Raw genomic sequence first — 22,327 nt, 5'->3', positions numbered from 1 at the left:
CGTTCGTAGTCCACCCGGTGCCCGAGACGACATGGCAGCAGGCGAAGGAGAATTCCGCATGAACGAGGCCAGCGACGAGCAGAACACCGACGTCCGCCGCTCGGACGAAGAGGTCGACTTCGATCTCATCGTCCTCGGTGCCGGTCCCGTCGGAGAGAACGTCGCCGACTATGCGACCAAACGCGGACTGCGCACGGCGATCGTCGAAGCCGAACTCGTCGGCGGTGAGTGCTCGTACTGGGCCTGCATGCCGTCGAAGGCGCTCCTGCGCAGCGGCCAGGCACTGAGGTCGGCCCGCAGAGTCGCCGGAGCGCGCGAGGCCGCCGACGGAGAACTCGATGTCCCGAAGGTCCTGTCCAGGCGCAACGCGTTCGCCAGCCACTGGAAGGATTCGGGGCAGGTCGACTGGCTCGCCTCTGCGGGCATCGAACTCATCCGAGGACGCGGCCGCCTCCTCGACGAGCGCCGGGTGGGGGTCGGGGACCGCGAGTTCACGGCACGGTCGGTCGCACTCGCCACTGGATCCGTCCCGAATCTGCCGCCGATCCCCGGTCTCGCAGACGTAGGAGCGTGGGGCACACGCGAAGCGACATCGGCCGACGAGGTCCCGCCGCGCCTGATCATCATCGGCGGAGGCGTCGCCGGTGTCGAAATGGCCTCTGCCTATGCGAGCCTCGGCTCGGACGTCGTTCTCGTCGCTCGCAGCGGACTGCTGGGCAAGGAAGAGCCATTCGTCGGGGAACTGCTGGAGAGCGGCCTCGCCGAGGCGGGGGTCGACGTCCGGCTCGGCGTGTCACCGACCCGCATCGACCGTGACGAGGAGGGCGTCGTCCATGCGACGCTCGACGACGGCAGCGTCCTCAAGGCGGAGGAGATCCTCGCGGCGACCGGTCGACGGCCGAACACCTCGGGCCTCGGGCTCGCGGAGATCGGTCTCGAGGACCGGCTGAGCGTGGATGAGACGATGCGCGTCGACGGAACGGACTGGCTCTACGCCGTCGGCGACGCCAATGGTCGTGCGTTGCTGACCCACCAGGGGAAATATCAGGCGCGCGCCGCCGGAGAGGCGATCGCCGCGCGTGTCCAGGGAACGCCGGTCGAGGCCGAACCATGGGGACGACATGCCGCGACAGCAGATCACAGAGCGGTGCCCCACGTGGTCTTCACCGACCCCGAGGTGGCCAGCGTCGGTCTGACCGAAGCCGCCGCGCGCGAAGAGGGAATCGGCATCTCCGCCGTCGAGATCGACCTGGGAACGATCGCAGGTGCCGCACTGCACGCCGATGGGTACAGCGGACGAGCGAAACTCGTCATCGATGACGAACGCCAGGTGATCCTCGGTGCGACGTTCGTCGGCCAAGACGTCGCCGAGATGCTCCAATCAGCCACCATCGCCATCGTCGGCGAGGTGCCGCTCGACCGTCTCTGGCACGCTGTTCCCGCGTATCCGACGATGAGCGAAGTGTGGCTGCGTCTCCTCGAATCCTACGGGCGCCCCGAGAACTGAGAAACGACTCGCGACTTTCCCCTGCCTGCGGCCGCGTGGCGGGACGGTAGTGGCCTATGGAGAGCGGCGGTAGACGCGGATCGGGGCAGAATCGATCGCCGGCGCATCGAGCAAAACCCACACGAGCAACAGGAGCGCGATCGGGAAGAATCCGATGGCGAGGTAGCGACCCATGCCCCGCCAGAACCCGACGCGTCTGCCGTGAGCGGTCTGCAGAGACACGACTCCGCACAGCGCTTGGCCGGGCGAGACCGTGCAGCCGTAGAGGGCGCCGAAGAGGAGGACCAGCAGCGGGTAGCTGATGAGAGCCACGCCTGTCGCCGCATCGATCGAGATCACGTTCACCCCGTAGAGGGCGAAGGCGAACCCGATGAGGAACCCGGTGAATGTCACGACGAATACAGCATCGAGGATCCGGGCCCACCACCGTCGACTCGTCGATGCCGGTGGCAGCAGCATGCCGTTTCGCAGGGTCCCGGTGGGTGAGCTCATGATTGAGATTCTATGCGGCAGTCGGGTGCGGAGCTGACCGACAGCGTCTGTCGCTGCGGCAGGTGGTCGCCGTGAGCCGCGGTCGCACGGGCCATGGGCGGCTGGCACAATAAACACGGAGTGATACCGTGAAAAATAATGCGAGGGGATCTGCCCTCGCCCGATGAAGGAGGACCTGCCATGGCCGAAGACATCGAGCTCGATGTGCGAGCCGAGATTCCCGCCCGTCGTCACGAACTGATCTTCGAGACCTATCACGGGCTCGCCGCCGGCGATGCGTTCGTGCTCGTCAACGATCACGACCCCAAACCGCTGTACTACCAGTTCGTGGCCGAACAGGCGGGCAAGTTCACCTGGGACGCGCTCGAAGAGGGGCCTGAGCGCTGGCGCGTGCGCATCGGCCGCACCGAGCCGGAGGCCTGATCAACCGAACCGGGCGGTCAGCCGAACCGCCGAGATCAACCGAACCTGTGCATCTCCGAGGCGAGATGGTGGGTCAACGGGACACCGACGGCGGCCATCGCGAAGCTCGTCGTGAGCACGTCGCCGACCAGCTCGATGCGGCGCGCCGTTTCAGCGACGTGCTTGGCCGTCGCCGAATTCACCACTCGAGAACTCAATTCGCAGCGGAAGCCTTCGACGGTGGTGTGCAGCGGCCCTTCGGCCAGTTCGGTCTGTCCCGTGGGCTGCGCGAGGATGAACTCCACCGCGGATCCGTCGACGACCCGCAGATAGCCGGTCTCCGTGTGCATGGGAGCGCCGGCCGGCGACCAGGTCTTCTGGACGTAGTGGAGGAATGGTTTGCCCACATCTGTGAACGCCACTTCTTCGATGTACGAGAACGGCTCGATAGTCGAATACTCACCTTGGCCTTCACCGCGCCATGTGCCGATGAGGTCGGTGACCGCCGCTAGGGCGGGATGGAGTGCCATGACTCATTCCCCTCTCTTCGATGTCGACCAGTGGGCTTCTCGCTTCTGGTAGTGGATGCTGCTGCGACCTGCAGGTTCGTTGATATGCGTCTGCGCGCCCGGTTCGATATCGGTGTTCTGCGCCGCAACGGTGATCCACCCGCCGAGGCGGCGCTCGAGGACGAACGTGAAGATCCCATCCCGATCACCGGCCGGTTCGCCGTCCGGCGTCACCTGCCCGACGAGGTGCCACCTGGTCTGGACGACCGCCGCATCGGTGCCGATGAGACGCACGCGCGGCTCATCCATCGTGATGCGCGAATCCGGGAAGATGCGTGCGAACCTGAAGGCATGAGCCCCGCGGATGTTCGCCCGATCGTGCCACCAGAGTCCGACGACGTTGATGAACTCGGCGTCCTCGGCGAACAGGTCGGCCAGATCATCGGCATCCGCCCTGTTCCAGGCGTCTTCCCAGCCGCTGACGACGGCTTCCGGGGTATCCAGCATGGACATTCCTCCTCCGCGCGGGCGCCACAGTGAGCCGGGTTCCCACACTTTTCGGGCCGCGACGATCGTCAGCGTAACAAGAGCGGTGGCGCGACCCTCGGAGCGGGCTGTCGCCCTCGGGGCGGACGACGTCTTCTTCATTACACCAACAGCCTAGAGGAAACGCGAGTACCGTCTACTGCCAAGAGGACAATCGCTTCAGAGGCGTAGGAATGCCTCGGCGCTGCGCCAGAACGCCTCAGCGCTCGGATTGTGGTCACTCCGCCGAGGAGAATTCGGAAAAACCACGGATAAGCCTCGGCGGAGTGACCACGAACGGGTATCGAGAATCGTGGGGAAATGAGAAAATGTGCCGCGACACCGAGCGGATGGTGTCGCGGCACTGGAGGCGGTGGGCCCCGTGGGGATCGAACCCACGACCCGCGGATTAAAAGTCCGCTGCTCTGCCAACTGAGCTAGAGGCCCCGCCCCATCACAATCACAGGACGGAGTCCGTGGATACATGGTGGAGACGAATTAATAGTAGAGCCACGCGGCCGCATTACTCAAACCAGTCCGCCCTGCCATGACGGTCCCGCCTCCGCCGACATGGCTCTGCGGTCACTTGTCCAGCTCACGCCGATCGTCGCCGGTGTAGGTGCGCGGAAGACCGATCGGCGACTCGAGGTCCTCGTCGTCGTTCGGTTCGATGACAGAGGACTCGATGGCCTTGCTCTTCCGCAGTCTCCCGACCAGCGCGGAGACGTTCTTGAGGGTGGACAGCAATCTGCGGTCCTTCTTCGGGGCGACATATTCCGGGTCGGTTTCGATGGGGAAGATCGTGGGTGAGGCGCCGAAGGCCTCCTTCGACTCTCGCGCCACCTGGCGTGCCATCTGGGCGTTCACCACGGCACCGATGACGGCACCGACTCCGAAGGGCAGCAGTCGTCCGACCAGCGAACCTCCGGCGCGGGCGGCGAACTTGCGGATGAAGGCCTTGCGCAGCTTGCGCACGAGCAGGTCGACGAGGGGAGCGGGCAGCTGATTCGTCACTGTCGCGCCCCAGCTGCCGAGCATGGACTCCATGCCGCCGTTCTTCTTGCTGAAACGCTGGACGAGGTTCTTTCCGTCCTTGCCCAGCATCAGGCCGAGCACCAGGGCATTCGCCCTTTTGGCGTCCTGGACGGGCAGCCCGTGGATCTCGGAGACGGCCTGGGCGAAGAGCGCAGTGCCCTCGAGGAATCCGGCGGTCTCGGCGCTGGCCACCCCGAGCGCCGCCGTTGTGCCCAGTCCCGGAACGGCGGCAGTCGCACCGACCGCCGCCCCGCCCGAGGTCGTCAGCGTCAGATAGTGCCGACGAATGACCGTGATGAGCTCTTCGGGGCTAGCGTCGGGATGCTTGCGGCGCAGGCTGCGCACATAGGCCAGGGCGACGGGACGCTGCACGGACAGCAGCCGCGACAACATCGACTGAGCCTGCGGATTGAGGGTGCCGTCGTCATTGACCGCGAGCTTCGCCGCCTTGCCGAGGCCCTTCTTCGCCACGGATGATTTTGCCACGAGAGTTCCTCCTCGTATCGGTCACTCGCATCTGCCGGTCACAGACACGAATCATCTCCCAGTTTAGTCGCGGCCTCTGTGAGTCCGTCTTGCGAATGCTGGCCGCCAGGCGACAATGCTGCCGTGCGGGAGGACACAGTGGTCGTGGCGGCGTGCGCGCCCGGATCTGCCGTGTGCTCTGTGCCCTAGTGGCCGGGAGGGGACAAGGACTAGACTGCCCTGACCATGACACAGCGACAGTTTCACCGCCCCGTACCCCTGGCCGACCTCGATTCCGTCGGTGCCGTCGACGATCCCGTCGCGCGCTCGGAGACCTCGCACGCGACCGCGGCACTGCTGCTCGGCGATGCCGACGGTCAGCGCGACGAAGCCGCGACCAGGCGGTTCGTCGAGCTCGCCGATGACATCGGCTTCGAGGTCATCGCCGAGATGTGGTCTGCCGCCCCAGCAGTCTCCGCTCCCGGGGCCCTCTGGCGCCTCTACGCCCTGCGTCAATGGATCCGATCCGCGCCCCGCGAGCTGTCCGAGATGTTCTCCGAGGGCCAGCGCCGGGTCACCGACGGCATTGCATACGAGGAGATCCTCGCCGGCGTCGAGCTCCCGGCCGGCCCCGACGAGGTGGCCCGGGCGATCGACGAGATCCTGGTCGGAGCCTTCCGCGGCGACGTCGTCATCGCCCTGCTGCGCGCTGCAGCCTTCGTCGGCATCTGCGCCGAAGGGACCGAGGCCGACGCCACGAACACCCGTCTGCGCCGACTTTCCCGGGACCTGACCGATGCCGCCGTCGCCCATCGCCGAGGCGGACTCGACTGAGCCCCGAACCGACTGGGATCTTCCGCTTCGGTCTGCAGGTCGGCGCCCGTCGCCTCGGAGACCTCGTGCTCGTCTCTGCACACTCGGTATCGGTATGACTGTGAGATTTTCAACGGATGAACAGCCGCCTCGGCGGTGGACTCATGAGCATGAACCGGTATCGTAGGAGGTGGCCTTCGGGCCACCGGACGCTGGATCGCTGAAGCCCCGGGCTCCAAATTCAGCCGCTTCGAGCGGCCTTCCGCCGAGAGGCGCTCTCGGTTCAGCGTCCGGCACAAATCATTGAGAAATCATGCATATTCGTCCGGCTCGTCCGGGCCTCGGGCAGGAGGAGCGCATGCGGCTCAAGCGAGTACCGCAGGACACTGTCTTCTATGAGCGGCTGTCCGATCTCGTCTCTCATATGCGGCAATGCAACCTGGTGCTCGCCGAACTCTCCGGAATCGAAGTCAGCGGACGACGCGATGTCGCTGATCGTCTCCGTGAGATCGGGGACAGCGCCGACGAAGACATGGGTGGGATGCTGCGCGCGTTGCGCGAGAACTACATCACTCCCTTCGACCGCAACGACCTGTACCTGCTCAGCCACCACATGCGCGATATCTGCCACCGCCTCCACGGTGTCGGGTTCGTCCTCGCCTCCGAGGCTTTCGACCCTCTGCCGTCCGGCGTGCCCGAGACCCTGGCGGTGCTGTCGAACCAGACCGACCACACCTCGCGGATGATCACCCGACTGCCGGGCAAGCTCGATCAGTGGGACTACGTCGACGCGATCAATCGGCTGACCTATCAGGTGGAGACCCTGCAGTGGCGGATGTCGGATGCGGTGCCGAACTCCAAACGCGGTCTGACCTATATGGCTGCGGTCTCCCAGCTCGGGCAGGCATTCGTGCGGGCGGCCCACGGGTTCACCGAACTCGGCAAGGTCGTCGCGTCCATCGCGATCACGGAGTCGTAGTCCGTGGAGCTGCTCTTGGTCGGAGTCATCGTTGCCGCGGTGATCTTCGCCGGCTCGAACGGATTCCATGATGCCGCACTGACGATCGGCAACGCCGTCGTCGGACGCGCACTCAAACCGGGCTGGGCGCTCAGCCTGGCCGTGGTCTTCAACTTCATCGGCGCACTGCTCGGCGAGGGGATCGCCTTCGTCGTGGCCAATCAGATCGTGATCTTCACCGGCAGCGCCGAGCTCATCCTCACCTGTCTGCTCATCGCCTTCGCGGCGGCGACGATCTGGAGCCTGTTCACGTACTTTCTGGCGCTGCCGGTGTCCTCGACGCACTGCCTCATCGGCGGTCTGCTCGGCGCCGGCCTCGTGTTCGGGCTCTCGGTCAACATCGACGAGGCGATGAATTCCGTGGTGTGGCCTCTGCTGCTCTCACCGATCCTCGGGTTCATCCTGTCGTGGGCGCTGACGCTGCTGCTCTCGAAGAGCCTCGCCTCGGCGCCGCCGAAACCGCTGTTCCGGGGCGCCCGGATGGTCGACTCGGTGCTCACGGCCTCACTGTCCCTGGTCCACGGAGTCCAGGACGCGCAGAAGGTCGCGGCCCTGGTCATGGTCGGCGTCCTCGCCGTCGAAGCCACTCCGAACGACGGCCTGTCCATCGTCGACATCTCCTGGCCCGTGCGCATCCTCATCGCAGCCGCCCTGGCTCTGGGCACCGGACTGAGCGGCTGGCGTGTGGTTCGGACCCTGTCCGTGCGGATGGTCAAGCTCGACCCGCTCAAGTCGGCCGTTGCCGACGGAGCCGCCTCGATCCTCATGTACACGGCAGCCCTGATCATGCGGGTGCCCGTGTCACTGACATTCGTTCTCGGCTCGGCGATCCTCGGGACCCAGTACTCAGGTCGTCGCGGCCATGCTCGGGCTCGCTACTTCCTGCCGATGTTCGGCGTGTGGCTGCTGACGATCCCCGCCGCGGCTCTCTTGGCGTCGGTGATCGGCGGCGTGGTCAAGTTCGCCACCACCTGAATTCCACCTCGAGACAACGGCGGAGCGCCGAGACCACGGTGCGTGCACAGTGGTCTCGGCACAGCGCCGTGGTCTCGGGGACATGGTGCCGGGCTGCGGGCAGCCTCGGCGCGGAAACAGCCCCGGCGCGCGATCAGGTTCGGCGCGCGATCAGGTTCGTACCCTGCGGCCGAAGACGAGACCGGTCGTGACCATGGCGACGGCGAGGACGAAGTGCAGCCAGTTGTCAGCGGTGTTGAGCGGGACGAAGTTGCCCATCGACTCCATCGGGACGACCAGACCGTAGATCCAGAGCACCGCGTAGACGATGCCGCCGACGACGAGGTAGGTCTTTGCGAGTCCGCGGGATCGGATCCCGAGGAGCCCGACGATGCCGAAGAGCAGATGGACGACATTGTGGAGGACGGACACTTGGAAGAGCCCGAGCAGGGCCGCCTCTGAGTGGTGTCCGGCGAACATGATCGTGTCGAGATTCTGGGTGATGCCCGGGACGAACCCGAGGATGCCGACGAGAAGGAAGACGGCACCGAAGACGCCGGCGACGACAGATACGACGCTGCGCCCTGTGTGTGCGGAACTGGACAGGAGCGGTGACGCGGATGACTGTGAGGCTGATCCTGACGTGGTCATGACAGTCCTTTCGACGAGAGGTTCTCTGTATCCGGTGATTCGGAGTCCAACCGGAAGCGGATGGGTGCTCGGTGAGAATTTTTCGAAGAGGTTGCTGTCCGCGGTCCCGGCGGTCTCGCGCCGCCGACTGGTGGAAAGGCGAACTCGCGTGACGACGCGGTGGCGCAGACGACTGAGCCGCTGCGCCACCCGCAGTTCTCACCGTCGCCGGGGTCCTCGAACACGAACAGGCTCAGCCGCCGCGCGGGCCGACCTTTCCGGGATCGCATCGGCGGGCGGGCCTTGCCTGTCCGTCCGTCAGTCGGCGAAAGGCTCGTAGGGGCGGCGTGCAGGTCGCCTTTGCTGGTGTGCGGCATGTTTGTGAGGGTCAGGTGGGCGGACACTCCGGCTTCGACGGAGCCGAGCGACCGCCTCGTCGCCGAGTTCGTTCGAGCATTCCGTGCGCCTCTCGACGAATTTTCCGTGCTGTGAACTGAGCGGGCCGACCTCGCCGACACTCGGTCCTGAAGCGGCGGACGCAGTGAACTTGAGCCGCGACATGGTTCCTGCGGGTGGATCCGTTTTGATTTCCTGCGCCAGATTGAAGTGGATCCACCCGCAGGACACCGAATTCTCACCGCAGGACGCTCACCGCGCGCACACACAGCCCGCGGACCCGCTCAGTCACCGGACCCCCGGGTTCAGCGAAAGCCGTCGGCCGCGGCGGCAGGGCAGATCACATCAGCCGAAGCGGCCGGAGATGTAGTTCTCCGTCTCCTCCCTGTCCGGGTTGGAGAAGATCGCCGAGGTCTCATTGAACTCGATGAGCCTGCCGGGCTTGCCCGTTCCGGCGATGTTGAAGAACGCGGTCCTGTCGGACACACGAGCCGCCTGCTGCATATTGTGGGTGACGATGACGACCGTGTACTTCTCCTTGAGGTCGTTGATGAGGTCCTCGATGGCCAGCGTCGAGATCGGGTCGAGAGCCGAGCAGGGTTCGTCCATGAGCAGGACCTCGGGCTCGACGGCGATGGCGCGTGCGATGCACAGGCGCTGCTGCTGCCCGCCGGAGAGTCCGGAGCCGGGCAGGTTGAGGCGGTCCTTGACCTCGTTCCACAGGTTCGCCCCGCGCAGCGCGCTCTCGGTGAGCTCATCGGCTTGTGCCTTCGACAGGCGCTTGTTGTTCAGCCGCACACCGGCGAGCACGTTCTCCTTGATGCTCATGGTGGGGAACGGGTTCGCGCGCTGGAACACCATGCCCACCTCACGGCGGACGTTGACCGGGTCGACGCCGGGGCCGTAGATGTCGTTGCCGTCCATGAGCACCTGGCCGGAGACGCTCGCACCGGGGATGACCTCGTGCATGCGGTTGAGCGTGCGCAGCACCGTGGACTTCCCGCAGCCCGAGGGCCCGATGAACGCGGTCACGGAACGAGGCTTGATCTGCATCTGCACACCGTCGACGGCGCGGAAGTCGCCGTAGAAGATGTCGAGATCCTTGATGTCGATCTGCTTGGACATTGTGTTTCCCTATCGTCAGGACCGTGAGGTCAGTATTGCAGAAGTCTGTGACGGCCGGCCTACGTGTGCCCGGCCCGCGAGTGTGCGGCTCGGTACCAGGACCATCAGCGTCCGCTCTTCGGAGCCAGCACCTTCGCGATGATGCGAGCCAGCAGGTTGAGCACCATGACCAGCAGGACGAGCACGAGGGCGGCGGCCCAGGCACGTTCGGAGCTGGCCAGAGCGGCGGCACCGGGCGAGACCGGGCGCAGCTGCGAATCGTAGATGTAGGTCGGCAGCGTCGACATCCATCCGGAGAACAGGTTCCAGTTGAGCGTCTTCGCGAATCCGGCGGTGACCATGATCGGTGCGGTCTCACCGATGACGCGAGCGATGGCGATGGTGACCCCGGAGAGGATTCCCGACACCGAGGTGGGCAGCACGATCTTCATGATCGTCTTCCACTTCGGCACGCCGAGAGCGTAGGAGGCCTCCCGCAGATCCATCGGCACCAGACGCAGGATCTCCTCCGTATTGCGCACGACGATGGGGACCATGAGCACCGACAGGGCCACGGCCGCTGTGAAGCCGGTCTTCGCGATTCCCGCCGAGGCCGGCATGAGCACATTCGCCACCGTCGAGAACAGCGCGAACGCGAAGAGACCGGCGACGATCGAAGGGATGCCGGTCATCACGTCGACGAGGAAGGTGATGGCCCTGCCCAGACGGTTCTTACCGGCGTACTCGACGAGGTAGATGGCGGTGAGGACGCCGATCGGGATCGAGATGACGCAGGCAGCCAGCGTGATGAGCACGGTGCCGACGATGGCGTGGTAGAAGCCTCCGGCGAGAGTCGCCTCCCCGGCCACGTACTGCTGATCGAGCACACCCTTCATGCCGAGCATGGTGCGGCTGAGCAGATCACCGCTGATGGCGGCACCGCCCTTGGACGCGGTCAGCCACAGAAGCGAGATGAGGGGAACGCACGCGAGGACGAAGGTCGAGGTGACGACGGTGGTCGCAACCCGGTCGACCGCCTTGCGACGGCCCTCATAGGACGCGGAGAGCACGAACACCGCGACCATGTTGATGAGGCCGGCGAGCACGGCGACGACGGGGACGTTGAAGCCGCCGAAGAAGACGAAGCCGATGACGATCGCCAGGACGATCGAGGCCGTGGCGACGACCCACGGGGTGGCCTGCGGAAGCTGCTTCGAAGTCAGCTTCGCAGGCTTGGCGATGGCAGTGTCTGCGGTGGTCACAGTTCTCAGCTTCCCTTCACCGAGGTTCGAGCGACGATCGCGCGCGCCCCCATGTTCACCAGCAGGGTGATGACGAAGAGGACGAGCCCGACCGTGATGAGTTCGGACAGGCGCAGGCCGGCGGCCTCAGGGAAGTTCTGCGCGATCTCCGAGGCGATGGTCTGGTTGCCGCTGACGACCAGCGAGGCGGTGAGGACGCCGGGGGAGAGGATCATGGCCACGGCCATGGTCTCGCCCAATGCGCGGCCGAGGCCGAGCATGGTGGCCGAGACGATGCCCGACCTGCCGAAGGGCAGCACGGCCATCCGGATCATCTCCCAGCGGGTGGCGCCGAGCGCCAGGGCCGCTTCCTCCTGCAGACGCGGTGTCTGGAGGAAGATCTCACGGGTCAGGGAGGTGATGATCGGCAGGATCATGATCGAGAGCACGAGCGATGCGGTCAGCAGTGTGCGTCCCGTCTGCGAGACGGACCCATCGGCGGCCGGCGCGAAGATCGGGATCCACCCGAACCACTTCGACAGCCACAGGTAGAAGCCGGTGAGGTTGCCGGCCAGTGCGATGCCCCAGAGTCCGTAGACGACCGAGGGGATGGCGGCGAGGAGGTCGATGACGTAGCCGAGCATCGGGGCGAGCCTGCGCGGCGCCATATGCGTGGTGAACAGGGCGATGCCCAGGGCGAAGGGAGTCGCCACGACGAGCGCGATCGCCGCAGAGATGAGAGTGCCGATGACCAGCGGCCAGACGTAGGAGAAGAATCCCCTGCCGCCGGTGATCTGCGTGGGATCGCTCAGCTGGGCGGCGATCGTGTCCTTCGACTGCGCGAGCAGGAACAGGGCCACTCCGGCGAGGATGAGCAGGATCAGGATGCCGGCGATGAGTGTGGCGGCCGAGAAGATCCGGTCGCCGGGACGGACGACGGCCTTCGGCCGCGTGCCGCCGGGGTTCGAAGCCGGCGGCTGCGGCCCGGCTTCGGGTGCGGAGCCCGGCCCGGTGGGGCCAGACTCGGTGATCTGTGTGCTGGTCGGCACAAGTGCTCCTCACGTGACTTGTGGTGGAACCCGGATGGTTCCGCAGGCGCCGAAGAGCGGCGCAGGGACTCTGCGCCGCTCTTCGGATGGTCATTTCTCGAAGTCAGGGACCACCGTCACTCGGCGACCTTGATCGAGTCGATGACCTCTTCGATCTGGGATCGGAGGTCATCGGACAGCGGAGCGGACCCGGCTGATTCGGCGGCCGACTTCTGTCCTTCCTCGGAGACGACGAACTTCTCCCAGGCCTTGACCATGTCCACGGTCTCCTGGTCCTTGTAGGAGGAGCAGACGAGGTGGTAGGAGACGAGGACGATCGGGTAGGCACCGGACTCGGTGGTGTCGCGGGCCAGATCGAAGGCGAGGTCGCCCTCTCCGCGTCCCTCGACCTTCTCCGAGGCGTCGACGACCTTGCTCGCCGCTTCGGGGGAGAGCTCGACGAACTCGTCGCCGACCTTGACCTTGGCGGTGGACAGCTCGCCCACGGCCGAGGCGTCGGCGTAGCCGATGGCGCCGTCGGTGTCCGAGACGGTCTGGATCACGCCGTCGGTGCCCTGCGCCGCTTCGCCGCCGTACTCCTTCGGGAAGTTGCCGTCGACCTCGGCGTCCCAGGTCTTCTCGGCGGTGGCCTTGAGGTACTCGGCGAAGTTCTCGGTGGTGCCCGAGTCGTCGGCGCGGTGGACGGCGGTGATCTTGAGATCGGGCAGCTTCGCATCCGGATTGTCGGCCTTGATGGTCTTGTCGTTCCAGTTCGTGATCTCGCCCTTGAAGATCTTCGCGATCGTGTCAGGGGAGAGATTGAGCTCATCGACGCCCTTGACATTGAAGGTCACGGCGATCGGGGAGATGTAGACGGGGAACTCGAAGGCCCCGTCGGCCCCGCAGGCGTCCTTCCCGGCCTTGACCTCGTCGTCGTCGAGGTGGGCGTCCGAGCCGGCGAACTGCGCGTTGCCGGCGAGGAACTGCTCACGACCGGCGCCCGAGCCGTCGGGGGAGTAGTTGACGGTCACACCGGAGTTCTGCGAGGTGAAGTCGGCCGACCAGGCGTCCATGGCCGCCTTCTGCGAGGAGGCGCCGATGCCGGTCAGGGTGCCCTGCAGATCACTGTCGCCGCCGCTGGCCTCCTCACCGGTGGCCGAGGCCCCGCCGCAGGCCGAGAGGGTGAGGGCGCCGACCGCGAGGATCGCTGCGGAGGGGGCGAGATGCTTCATCTTCACGAAGATGCCTTTCATGTTGTGGACACAGCTCGAGAGTTCTCGGTTGTACGCGATTCACGGTAAGGATCACGCGTGAAGTGTGGGGAGTCGCCGAGTGAATGAGAGGTGAACGCGCATTGAAGGCTTGGCATCGGTTCGCGTGCACGCCGTGAGGTTCGTGGAGGTGTTGTTCCCCCTCGAAGACGGCTCCTACGGTGTCCTGCATGGTGGAACCGCCTCCGCCCGGTCGCGGCGACCACCGGAAGCGACGACGTTCAGGGAGGAACCATGCGCACTCAGGACCGCTACGTCATGGGAGAGGGAGAGGACGACCACGGCAGGCTGCGCGATCAGGCGGTCGTGCTCGACCCACTCACCGAGCGATTCCTCGCAGATGCGGGAATCGGCCGCGGGATGCGCGTGCTCGACCTCGGCACGGGTGCGGGGTCGGTGGCCGCCATCGCCGCCGATCTCGTCGGCGAGGAGGGCAGCGTCCTCGCCGTCGACCGTGACCCGACGGCCCTCGACGCGGCCAGGACCGCGCTCGCTGACCGACCGCAGATCGCCTTCGCCGAGGCGGACCTGCGCGACCTCGACATCGACGAGGAATTCGACGCCGTCGTCGGCAGAGCGGTCCTCATGTACCTGTCGGATCCGGCTCCCGTGCTCGCCCGCATCGCCGACCATGTGCGTCCAGGAGGCCTGGTCTGCCTGCACGAGTTCGATCTCACCCACGAGTGGACGAGCGCGCGCACACCGCTGTGGGAGACCGTGAGGACCTGGATGCTCGAGGTCCTCGCCCGGGCCGGAGCCGATGCGCGGATGGGCCCGAAGCTGTTCGCGACCTTCCGTGCCGCCGGTCTGCCCGAACCGCGGCTGAGCGTGGACGCGCCCGCAGGCGGCGGAGGGGCCGCTCCGATCTTCGGGTGGACGAACGCTCTGGCCGCCGTGGTGCCGGCACTCGAGGAGATGGGCATCGCCTCGGCCGAGGAGATCGGCATCGACACTCTCACCGAGCGCCTCGGCGCGGAGATCGACGAGGCCGACGGCGTGGTCCTCGGTCCGATGCTCTACGGAGCAGGCTGCACCGTCGCCTGAGCCGTTCGCACGAGTGCTCCGGCCCCGCACGCCTGGTCAGGCGTCGATGGGGCGGACGCGTTCGATCTCGACGATGCGGGCCACGGGCCCGGGCCGCACATAGGCGATGAGCACCTCACCGGGTTTGAGGTAGGGGTCCTCCTTCGGCAGCTTCGCCACCACTCGCTTCGGGGCACGTGCGGCGTAGACGGAGAAGATCGTCGGCAGCACCGGCCGGTGCGTGCAGTAGATGACGGGACGGCCCCGCTCGAGCAGCTTCTCGATGAAGCGTGCGGTCTTCGCCGGGTTCGCCGAGTTCGCCTTCTCACTCAGCGTGGGCACCTTCTTGATCGACTTGCCCGTCGCGGCCGACAGCGGCGCCAGGGTCGCCATGCACCGCTTCCACGGGCTCGATACCAGCTTCTTCGTCTCCCAGGCTCCCAGCAGACCGGTCAGGGCCATCGCCTGCCGGGTGCCGAGCTTGAGCAGCGGGCGCACATGCTCGGTCTCATGCCACTTCGACCGCGGGAAGGCCTTGCCGTGACGGACGAGGATGAGCGGCCAGGCACGCAGCGCATCCGTCGAATCGTACTTCTCCACGGCGTCGAGCTGCTCCCGATCGGAATAGGACGTCAGCTTCGTCCTCGCCTTCTCGATCGGGAACCACTTCGCCCGGTCGACCTCGCGCTTGTTCATCGGTGCGAACGCCGCATCGCCCCTGACCTCGGCCGACCAGTAGAAGACCTTCTTCGTGTTCTTCCCGCCGACCTTGTACTCGGCGGTGGGCAGCGGGATGCCGAGGCGAATGTCGAGCCCCGTCTCCTCCTTGACCTCGCGCACAGCGGTCTCGGGCAGGGTCTCCCCGGGGTCGACCTTGCCCTTGGGCCAGGACCAGTCGTTGTACTTCGGGCGGTGGATGAGGACCACTTCGAGGCCATCGGCCCCGCGCCTCCAGCACACGGCACCTGCGGCCAGCACATCGGCGGAGACACGTGAGGACTTCTGCGCCGAGGAGACCGAGGAGGGGCTCACGCCTCATCCCCGATCCGCCGGTCCTTGCGATGACGGCGGATGAGCTCCGACTGGTAGTCGACGAGCTCGGTTCCGTCCTCGGCATGCGTCCGCCGCGTCCACTTGCCGTCACCGGCGAGATCGAACGCCGAGGTGGTCTCGGCGAAGGCGAGATCGAAGAGCTCGATGATCTCGGCCCGGTGGCGATCGTCGACGATCTGCACGAGCGTCTCGACCCGACGGTCGAGGTTGCGGTGCATCATGTCCGCCGAACCGATGTAGACGATGGGATCGCCCCCGTTGCCGAAGACGAACGCCCGCGAGTGCTCGAGGAACCGTCCGAGCACGGAGCGGACGGTGATGTTCTCGCTCAGCCCTTCGATCCCGGGACGCAGGGCGCAGATCCCGCGGACGAACACTTCGACGCTCACCCCGGCACGAGACGCCCGGTAGAGGGCATCGATGATGGCTTCGTCGACGATGGAGTTGACCTTGATGCGCACCTGCCCGGCCCCGCCCGCCTCGGCGATGGCGATCTCGGACTCGATGAGCTCGATCAGGCCCGAGCGCACCTTGGTGGGCGCGACGAGGAGGCGGGAGTACTCGGAGCGCGGAGCATAGCCGGAGAGCTGGTTGAACAGCTTCGTGAGATCATCGGCGACGGCCGTGTCCTTCGTCAGCAGGCCGAAGTCCTCGTAGCCGCGGGCGGTCTTCGGGTGGTAGTTGCCGGTGCCGACATGGCAGTAGCGGGCCAGCCCCTCGGCCTCCTGCCGCACGACCAGGGAGAGCTTCGCATGGGTCTTGAGCCCGACGATGCCGTAGACGACGTGGACGCCGGCGCGCTCCAGCTTGCGCGCCCAGGTGATGTTGGCCTCCTCGTCGAAGCGCGCCTTGATCTCGACGACGGCGAGCACCTGGATGCCGGCCTGGGCGGCATCGACGAGGGCGTCGATGATCGGCGAGTCGCCGGAGGTGCGGTAGAGCGTCTGCTTGATCGCGAGCACGTTCTTGTCGGACGCGGCCTGCTCGAGGAAGGCCTGCACACTCGTGGAGAACGAGTCATAGGGGTGGTGGAGCAGGATGTCCCGGCTGGCCACGGCGGCGAACACATCGACCTGATCGCTGGATTCGCGCAGCGAGAGGTCCTTGTTCATCTGCGGGACCATCTTCGGGAAGTGCAGGTCGTCGCGGGCGACATCGGCGATATCGGACATGCCCGACAGGTCGAGCGGCGTCGGCAGATGGTAGATCTCGGATTCGTGGATGCCCAGTTCGTCCTTGAGCATCTCGAGCACCCGCGGATGGATGTTCTCGGTGATCTCCATCCGCACGGCCGGTCCGAAGCGCCTGCGCAGCAGCTCCTTCTCCAGGGCCTTGAGCAGGTTCTCCGCATCGTCCTCCTCGACCTCGAGGTCCTCGTTGCGGGTGACGCGGAAAGTCGAGTGGTGGATGACCTCCATGCCCTCGAAGAGCGTGCTCAGGTGCTCGGCGATGATGTCCTCGAGCGCGACGAAGCGGGCGGGCACATCGCGTCCGGCAGGACGGTCGGTCGCCTCGGCGACGTTGAAGAAACGGGGCAGGCGCGGGGGCACCTTGACCCGGGCGAAGAGCTCCTTGCCCGAATCGGGGTAGCGCAGGAGCACGCCGAGGTTGAGCGAGAGTCCCGAGATATAGGGGAACGGGTGGGCCGGATCGACGGCCAATGGCGTGAGGACGGGGAAGACGTGGCCGAAGAAGAACTCGTCGACGCGAGCGCGTTCGCCCTCCGTGAGCTCATCGACGGCGACCTTCGTGATCGCCTCCGCATCGAGGCGAGGGCCGATGTCGTCCTTGAGCAGAGCCGCGTGCCGGCTCATCAGCTCATACGCCCGCTGCCCGATGGCGTGCATGACCTGCGCCGGCATCCGGCCGGTCACACTCGGCACCGCGAGCCCTGTGTTGATGCGGCGCTTGAGGCCGGCGACGCGGACCATGAAGAACTCGTCGAGGTTGGTCGCGAAGATCGAGAGGAAACGCACTCGTTCGAGCAGCGGGATCTGCGGGTCCGAGGCGAGGTCGAGGACGCGTTCGTTGAATGCCAGCCAGCTGAGCTCCCGGTCGAGGAAGCGGTCGGCGGGCTCGGGCAGACCCAGCTCCCTGCCGGCTGCTGCGATGTCGTACATCGGTCTACTCCTTCTCGCTCGTCGTCTCCGCCGCCGGCGCGTAGGACACGTGCGCGACCGCGACATGGAATCCCAGCCGCTCGTACAAGCGTAGCGCCGGGGCGTTGTCCGACTCGACGTAGAGTTCGATGGCCCCGGCTCCGGCGGCGACCATCCTCCGCATGCCCTCGATCGTCAGGGCCCTGCCCACGCCCTTGGCATGGACGCGCGGATCGACGCCGACGACATAGACCTCGCCGAGGCGGCCCTCGGACTCCGTGTCCGTGAGCTTCGTCTGGTGGAAGCCGATGACTGCGCCCTCGCGCTCGGCGATGACGAGCGAGTCGGGTTCGAAGTCCGTCGCGGTGACGAGGGCGTCGATGTCGGCACGGGTCTGCGAGCCCTGCTCCGGATGCCAGTCGAAGGCGGCATTGTTCACGGCCAGCCATCCGTCCTCGTCGCCGGGGGCGAAGGAGCGGATCTCCACGCCCTCGGGCGCCTGCGTCGCGGGCAGGTCGTCGAGCCCCAGCCCGGAGTCGGTGCGCATCTGGTAGAGCACGCGGTCGCGTCCGAGCCCGTGCTTCTTCGCCAGGTGGGCCGCGGCCGGGTGGTCGCCGTGGGACCAGCACCAGGAAGCGGGCTGCTCGTCGAGGATCGTCAGCAGCAGCCGTTCGCCCAGGCCCTGTCCGCGGTGGTCGGGGGCGATGAGGAACTCGGCGGCGTGGCGCTCGCCCTGCAGCGCGCGGATCCCGAAGCCGATGAGCTCCTCCGCTCCGTGCCCGTCATCGGCGCAGACGCGCCACACGCTCGAGGCGGTCTGCGCCTCGTGGGCGGTGTCCTCGCCGGTGGCGATGGCCATCAGCCCGCCGGAGATCTCGGCCGCTCCGTCGGCGGCGGCCACACGGTCGAGGAAGCCCAGCTCCGCCTCGGTGAGGGTGTCGATGGGGGTGGCGGTGATCGCTCCGCTGGCCTGGATTCTCATGCCTTCACGTCCTCTGTGCTCGTTGCCGTTCTCGGGCCCGCCTGCGCTCTCGTCTCCGCCTGCGGGGGCTCGGACTCGCCGTCCGCCTCCGCGGTGACGCTGTCGGCGCTGAAGCGATAGCCGACATTGCGCACGGTGTGGATGGCGTTCTCGAGGTCTTTGCCGAGTTTCGCACGGAGCCGGCGAACATGCACGTCAACCGTGCGGGTGCCGCCGAAGTAGTCATCGCCCCACACGGCCAGCAGGATGTCGTCACGGGTGAAGACGCGTTCGGGATGCATGGCGAAGAACTTCAGCAGCGCGAACTCGCGATAGGTCAGGTCGAGGCCGCGCCCGCCGAGTTCGGCGGTGAACGCGCCCTCGTCGATGCGCAGGGTGCCGGTGACGACGATCATCGGCTCGCCCTCGGCGTTCCACGGCCCGCCGCTGCGGACCGCATCGGAGAAGGCGGCGAGATGGCGGTCGCGGGCCACGCGCAGACGGGCCTCCACCTCGGCGGGGCCGGCGGTGGTGAGGAGGAAGTCCGCGACGTTCCACTGCGCCGAGGCGGTTGCGAGCCCGCCTTCGCCGAGGACGACGATGACGGGAGCGGTGACGCCGGCAGCGGTGAGCATCTCGGAGATCCGCGGGGCCAGGGAGAGATCGAGGCAGGCATCGGCGATGACGAGATCGGCGTCGGGGGAGACCGTGTCCGTGGTCGGCAGCTGCTCGGCTCCGCAGCGGTCGATGCGGTGGCCGAGGTACTGCAGCGATTCGGGAGCGATGGGGTGATCGAGCCGGGCCGTGGGGCAGATGTGCAGAATCCGCATGTGCTGCATCCACCTCCTCGGCGCCCGACGTCTGAGCCAAAGTATAGCGAGGGCGAAATCGCGAAGGCACGAGAAGATGAGGCACGATAGTGCTGTGATCAGATGGATTCGAGTAGCCGTCGCCCTCGTGCTGGTGCTGGCCCTCAGCACCTCCGTGTACTGGGGCTACACACTGTTCCTGTTGGCGACCGGGCTCATCGTCCTCGGCGTCGCCTACGGCTGGCCGCGCCTGACGGACTCCCCGCAGTCGCGGGCGACGTCGATCATGCTCGCTCTCTTCGGCGTGGCGGGACTGTCGGCCGCGTGGCAGGATTCGACCGCTCCCTATCTCGACTGGCTGCCCGTCCTCGCCGGTCTGGGACTGCTGTGGACCTTCGTCCAGAACCTCACTCGCGGCATCGGCGCCTCCTATGCGGTGGCCAATGTCTCCGCTCAGGTCTCCGGCCTCGTCATCGTTCTGTCCGCCAGCACCTGGGTCGCGGCGATCACGGTGCCCGGGGACAAGGAGGCCATCGTCATCGGCCTCGCCGCACTCATCGTCGCCCAGTGCATGACGGCACTGCCGTGGCCGCCGATCTACACCTCACCGCTGGCCCTGGCCATGGCCACGGCCGTCGCCGGAATCCTCTCGGTGCTCGTGTTCGACGATTCGATCTCCTGGCCGGCCGCGCTCGTCCTCGGCGTCATCATGGGTCTGCTCGTGGCCGCCGTCGACCGGATGCTCGGGCTCGTCGCCTATGCGAAGTTCCAGGCGGCCAGCCTCGAGGCCTCGCAGAACATCGAACTGAAGAAGAACGTGGAGAAGGCCCGCAGCTTCGCCGTGCAGCTGGCGCTCGGCGCGGCCCCCATCGCCCTCGGCGGTGTCGTCGTCTACGCCATGGAGCGCATCGCACTCTGAGGAACTGTAGACTGAGGGCATGGAAAATCTCGCTGCTCTCGAAATCGTCTTCTCCAGCCTCGTCGGCCTCGCCGCTCTCGGCGCCCTGGGCGTGGGGGTCAAGGTCGTCACTGCGCTGTTCAAAGACAATCGCTGATTCCTATGATCGAACTTGACGCCTCGGTCCATCCGGAGCTCGTCCCGCTGTCCTGGCTGATCGGGTCCTGGGAGGGCGTCGGTGTGGTCGGCTATGCGGACACGCCTGAGAAGCAGTTCGGCCAGCGCATCGACTTCGTCGCCCATGAGGGCACCCCGTTCCTCCAGTACAACGCGCATGCGTGGCTGCTCGACGAATCCGGGGAACTCGAATCGACCCTGACGCTGGAGTCCGGCATCTGGCAGCTCGTGCGTGAGCACGACGAAGGTGACGTGGGGCCGGGCATGATGGTGCCCACCGCACAGCAGAGCTTCACCTCCGCCGCCGCGGTCGAGACCCTGCGCACGAACGACGACGCCTTCGAGATCGAAGCCGAGATCGTCCACCCGCACGGCGTCATGGAACTCTACGCGGGAACCGTCAGGGGCCCGCGCATCGACCTCGCCACCGACGTCGTGGCCCGAACGAAGACCGCGAAGGAGTACACCGCCTCGACGCGCATGTACGGCCTCGTCGGCGGCGAACTCATGTGGGCCTGGGACATGGCAGCCCTGGGGCACGAACTCGCCACGCACTCCTCTGCCAGATTGAAGAAGCTGTCTTAAGATGACCGATCCCGTGTCGCCGAATTCCGATCCCTCCGATTCGCCGTCGCCGGAGAATGAGAGCACTTCCGCCGAGGCGACCGTGCGCCGGTCCTCCCTGGCCCGACCGCTGAGTTCCACCGCGGTCATGGGAACCGGGCGCCTGTCCGAGACTCCGCTGCACTACGGTGCCTCCCTGCGCGAGCAGCGCATGCTCGAGGAGAAGGACGGCCTCGTCGACCTCCCTCATCTGCGTGTGCTGCGGCTGAGCGGGCCGGACCGCCTGACCTGGCTCAACTCGATCACCACGCAGAAGATCGACGCCCTCGCGCCGGGAGTGTCCACCGAGACCCTCGTCCTCGACCCGAACGGTCGGATCGAGGGCTGGCTCAAGATCGTCGACGACGGTGAGGCGCTGTGGGCGATCAGCGAGCTGGGCACCGACGAGACGCTGGACTTCCTGCGCAGGATGGTCTTCATGATGCGGGTCGAGATCGACGACCTCAGCGACGACTATCAGTGCTTCGGCGCCGTGACCGCTCTGCCCGAGAAGCTGCCCGTGACCCGGCTGTGGGCCGATCCCTGGCCGCACATCGGCGTCGGCTCGGCCTCCTACGCCCAGATCGACATCGGACAGGAGATCGCGGGCACCGACCATCCCGGTCTCGAGACGCCCTTCGTCATCGGCATCGTCAAGCGCTCCGATCTGCAGGGACTGTCGGCCAAGGACTTCTCCATGGCCGGGTTCGACGCCTGGGAGGCACTGCGGATCGCCGCCTGGCGTCCGGGCTGGAATGAGATCGACCACAAGGCGCTCGTCGGCGAACTCGATCTGCTGCGCACGGCCGTGCACCTGGCCAAGGGCTGCTATCGCGGTCAGGAGGCCGTGGCACGTGTGCACAACCTGGGACAGCCGCCCAGGCGTCTGACCTTCGTCCACCTCGACGGATCCGGACACATCGCTCCGGACCCGGGAGCCGATGTGCTCGCCGAGGTCCGCGGATCGGAACGGTCCGTGGGCACCCTGACCTCGGTGATGGTGCATTGGCAGCTCGGCCCCATCGGTCTGGCCGTGGTCAAACGCAACCTCTCCACCGAGGCCGGCCTGAGCTTCGAAATGAGCGACGGAGACCGCGTCGTCGGGGCGCAGGAGACCATCGTGGTGCCCGTGCGCGAACACGAACGCGAGCTTCCGGCACGCAACAAGGACGTCGACATGCGGAACCAGAACCGCTGACCTCGGGGCGCTGCCCAGCTGCCCGACGGCAACGGAATCCGCACCTCGGAGTTGCCGAATGCGAGCGCTGTGCCCAGCCTGCGGACGATAAGTGACAAAAAGCGTCGGGAACCCCT

General features: G+C 66.6%; 22 protein-coding genes and 1 tRNA gene. 9 read left to right on the top strand and 14 right to left on the bottom strand.

Annotated features, from left to right (window positions below; all coding sequences use genetic code 11):
- Window positions 1-58: 58 nt before the first annotated feature.
- The gene (locus IHE57_RS03975; RefSeq protein WP_209370946.1) at window positions 59-1,507 is read left to right on the top strand and encodes a dihydrolipoyl dehydrogenase family protein; all 1,449 of its coding nucleotides are present in this window, start codon (window positions 59-61) and stop codon (window positions 1,505-1,507) included.
- A 54-nt stretch (window positions 1,508-1,561) separates the two neighbouring features.
- Here IHE57_RS03975 and IHE57_RS03970 read toward each other — a convergent pair whose 3' ends face one another.
- Window positions 1,562-1,999: an RDD family protein gene (locus IHE57_RS03970; protein WP_209370945.1), complete on the bottom strand. Its 438-nt coding sequence runs from the start codon at window positions 1,997-1,999 to the stop codon at window positions 1,562-1,564.
- Window positions 2,000-2,179: 180 nt separating this feature from the next.
- On the opposite strand from IHE57_RS03970, the gene IHE57_RS03965 reads away from it, so the two are divergent.
- The gene (locus IHE57_RS03965) at window positions 2,180-2,422 is read left to right on the top strand and encodes a DUF2249 domain-containing protein (RefSeq protein WP_209370944.1); all 243 of its coding nucleotides are present in this window, start codon (window positions 2,180-2,182) and stop codon (window positions 2,420-2,422) included.
- Between the two features lie 35 nt (window positions 2,423-2,457).
- On the opposite strand, the gene IHE57_RS03960 is transcribed toward IHE57_RS03965, so the two are convergent.
- The 4 genes from IHE57_RS03960 to IHE57_RS03945 all read right to left on the bottom strand — a co-directional run bounded on the left by IHE57_RS03960 (window position 2,458) and on the right by IHE57_RS03945 (window position 4,956).
- On the bottom strand, window positions 2,458-2,931 hold the full coding sequence (locus IHE57_RS03960) for a heme-binding beta-barrel domain-containing protein (protein WP_209370943.1): 474 nt from the start codon (window positions 2,929-2,931) through the stop codon (window positions 2,458-2,460).
- A 3-nt stretch (window positions 2,932-2,934) separates the two neighbouring features.
- On the bottom strand, window positions 2,935-3,423 hold the full coding sequence (locus IHE57_RS03955) for an SgcJ/EcaC family oxidoreductase (RefSeq protein ID WP_209370942.1): 489 nt from the start codon (window positions 3,421-3,423) through the stop codon (window positions 2,935-2,937).
- Window positions 3,424-3,809: 386 nt separating this feature from the next.
- Window positions 3,810-3,882, bottom strand: a tRNA-Lys gene (locus IHE57_RS03950).
- A gap of 135 nt (window positions 3,883-4,017) precedes the next feature.
- Window positions 4,018-4,956, bottom strand: a complete 939-nt coding sequence (locus IHE57_RS03945) for a hypothetical protein (protein WP_253719877.1) — start codon at window positions 4,954-4,956, stop codon at window positions 4,018-4,020.
- Between the two features lie 225 nt (window positions 4,957-5,181).
- Between IHE57_RS03945 and IHE57_RS03940 the strand changes: the two genes are divergently transcribed.
- The 3 genes from IHE57_RS03940 to IHE57_RS03930 all read left to right on the top strand — a co-directional run bounded on the left by IHE57_RS03940 (window position 5,182) and on the right by IHE57_RS03930 (window position 7,741).
- Window positions 5,182-5,769, top strand: a complete 588-nt coding sequence (locus tag IHE57_RS03940; protein WP_253719876.1) for a hypothetical protein — start codon at window positions 5,182-5,184, stop codon at window positions 5,767-5,769.
- A 292-nt stretch (window positions 5,770-6,061) separates the two neighbouring features.
- Window positions 6,062-6,727: a DUF47 domain-containing protein gene (locus IHE57_RS03935; protein WP_246475675.1), complete on the top strand. Its 666-nt coding sequence runs from the start codon at window positions 6,062-6,064 to the stop codon at window positions 6,725-6,727.
- 3 nt (window positions 6,728-6,730) lie between these two features.
- Window positions 6,731-7,741, top strand: coding sequence for an inorganic phosphate transporter (locus IHE57_RS03930; protein WP_209323931.1), 1,011 nt, complete (start codon window positions 6,731-6,733; stop codon window positions 7,739-7,741).
- A gap of 150 nt (window positions 7,742-7,891) precedes the next feature.
- Here IHE57_RS03930 and IHE57_RS03925 read toward each other — a convergent pair whose 3' ends face one another.
- The 5 genes from IHE57_RS03925 to pstS form a co-directional block, all read right to left on the bottom strand.
- Window positions 7,892-8,371, bottom strand: a complete 480-nt coding sequence (locus IHE57_RS03925; protein WP_209370941.1) for a DUF4383 domain-containing protein — start codon at window positions 8,369-8,371, stop codon at window positions 7,892-7,894.
- A gap of 720 nt (window positions 8,372-9,091) precedes the next feature.
- The gene (pstB, locus tag IHE57_RS03920) at window positions 9,092-9,871 is read right to left on the bottom strand and encodes a phosphate ABC transporter ATP-binding protein PstB (RefSeq protein WP_209370940.1); all 780 of its coding nucleotides are present in this window, start codon (window positions 9,869-9,871) and stop codon (window positions 9,092-9,094) included.
- A gap of 104 nt (window positions 9,872-9,975) precedes the next feature.
- Complete coding sequence (gene pstA, locus IHE57_RS03915; RefSeq protein ID WP_209370938.1) at window positions 9,976-11,112, bottom strand: phosphate ABC transporter permease PstA; 1,137 nt, start codon at window positions 11,110-11,112, stop codon at window positions 9,976-9,978.
- A gap of 5 nt (window positions 11,113-11,117) precedes the next feature.
- Window positions 11,118-12,008: a phosphate ABC transporter permease subunit PstC gene (pstC, locus tag IHE57_RS03910; RefSeq protein ID WP_366933845.1), complete on the bottom strand. Its 891-nt coding sequence runs from the start codon at window positions 12,006-12,008 to the stop codon at window positions 11,118-11,120.
- A gap of 248 nt (window positions 12,009-12,256) precedes the next feature.
- Window positions 12,257-13,357, bottom strand: coding sequence for a phosphate ABC transporter substrate-binding protein PstS (gene pstS / locus IHE57_RS03905; protein ID WP_436627478.1), 1,101 nt, complete (start codon window positions 13,355-13,357; stop codon window positions 12,257-12,259).
- A gap of 267 nt (window positions 13,358-13,624) precedes the next feature.
- On the opposite strand from pstS, the gene IHE57_RS03900 reads away from it, so the two are divergent.
- Window positions 13,625-14,434, top strand: coding sequence for a class I SAM-dependent methyltransferase (locus IHE57_RS03900; protein ID WP_209370933.1), 810 nt, complete (start codon window positions 13,625-13,627; stop codon window positions 14,432-14,434).
- Window positions 14,435-14,470: 36 nt separating this feature from the next.
- Here IHE57_RS03900 and IHE57_RS03895 read toward each other — a convergent pair whose 3' ends face one another.
- The 4 genes from IHE57_RS03895 to IHE57_RS03880 are packed head-to-tail and all read right to left on the bottom strand — an operon-like array spanning window position 14,471 to window position 19,356.
- Window positions 14,471-15,445 carry an NUDIX hydrolase gene (locus IHE57_RS03895; protein ID WP_209370931.1) on the bottom strand — a complete coding sequence of 325 codons (975 nt, stop codon included), beginning with the start codon at window positions 15,443-15,445 and terminating at the stop codon, window positions 14,471-14,473.
- A complete protein-coding gene (locus tag IHE57_RS03890) occupies window positions 15,442-17,586 on the bottom strand; it encodes an RNA degradosome polyphosphate kinase (RefSeq protein WP_209370930.1) in 2,145 nt (714 codons plus the stop codon). The genes IHE57_RS03895 and IHE57_RS03890 overlap by 4 nt, the downstream gene beginning before the upstream one ends.
- 4 nt (window positions 17,587-17,590) lie before the next feature.
- Window positions 17,591-18,547: a mycothiol synthase gene (mshD, locus tag IHE57_RS03885; protein WP_209370928.1), complete on the bottom strand. Its 957-nt coding sequence runs from the start codon at window positions 18,545-18,547 to the stop codon at window positions 17,591-17,593.
- On the bottom strand, window positions 18,544-19,356 hold the full coding sequence (locus IHE57_RS03880) for a winged helix-turn-helix transcriptional regulator (protein WP_209370926.1): 813 nt from the start codon (window positions 19,354-19,356) through the stop codon (window positions 18,544-18,546). Before IHE57_RS03880 ends, mshD begins: the two co-directional genes overlap by 4 nt.
- A gap of 94 nt (window positions 19,357-19,450) precedes the next feature.
- Here IHE57_RS03880 and IHE57_RS03875 point away from each other — a divergent pair, with 94 nt between their 5' ends.
- From IHE57_RS03875 to ygfZ, 3 genes are all read left to right on the top strand, one after another.
- Window positions 19,451-20,254, top strand: a complete 804-nt coding sequence (locus IHE57_RS03875; RefSeq protein WP_343071784.1) for an ammonia permease — start codon at window positions 19,451-19,453, stop codon at window positions 20,252-20,254.
- Window positions 20,255-20,395: 141 nt separating this feature from the next.
- Complete coding sequence (locus IHE57_RS03870; RefSeq protein WP_209370924.1) at window positions 20,396-20,995, top strand: nitrobindin family protein; 600 nt, start codon at window positions 20,396-20,398, stop codon at window positions 20,993-20,995.
- Between the two features lies 1 nt (window position 20,996).
- Window positions 20,997-22,211 (top strand): CAF17-like 4Fe-4S cluster assembly/insertion protein YgfZ, encoded by a 1,215-nt coding sequence (gene ygfZ / locus IHE57_RS03865; RefSeq protein WP_209370922.1) that lies wholly within the window; start codon window positions 20,997-20,999, stop codon window positions 22,209-22,211.
- Window positions 22,212-22,327: the final 116 nt, after the last annotated feature.

Origin of the sequence: Brevibacterium renqingii, assembly GCF_017808105.1 — a bacterium.
GTDB classification, from domain to species: Bacteria; Actinomycetota; Actinomycetes; order Actinomycetales; family Brevibacteriaceae; genus Brevibacterium; species Brevibacterium renqingii.
This window is presented reverse-complemented; position numbering and strand designations above follow the sequence as displayed.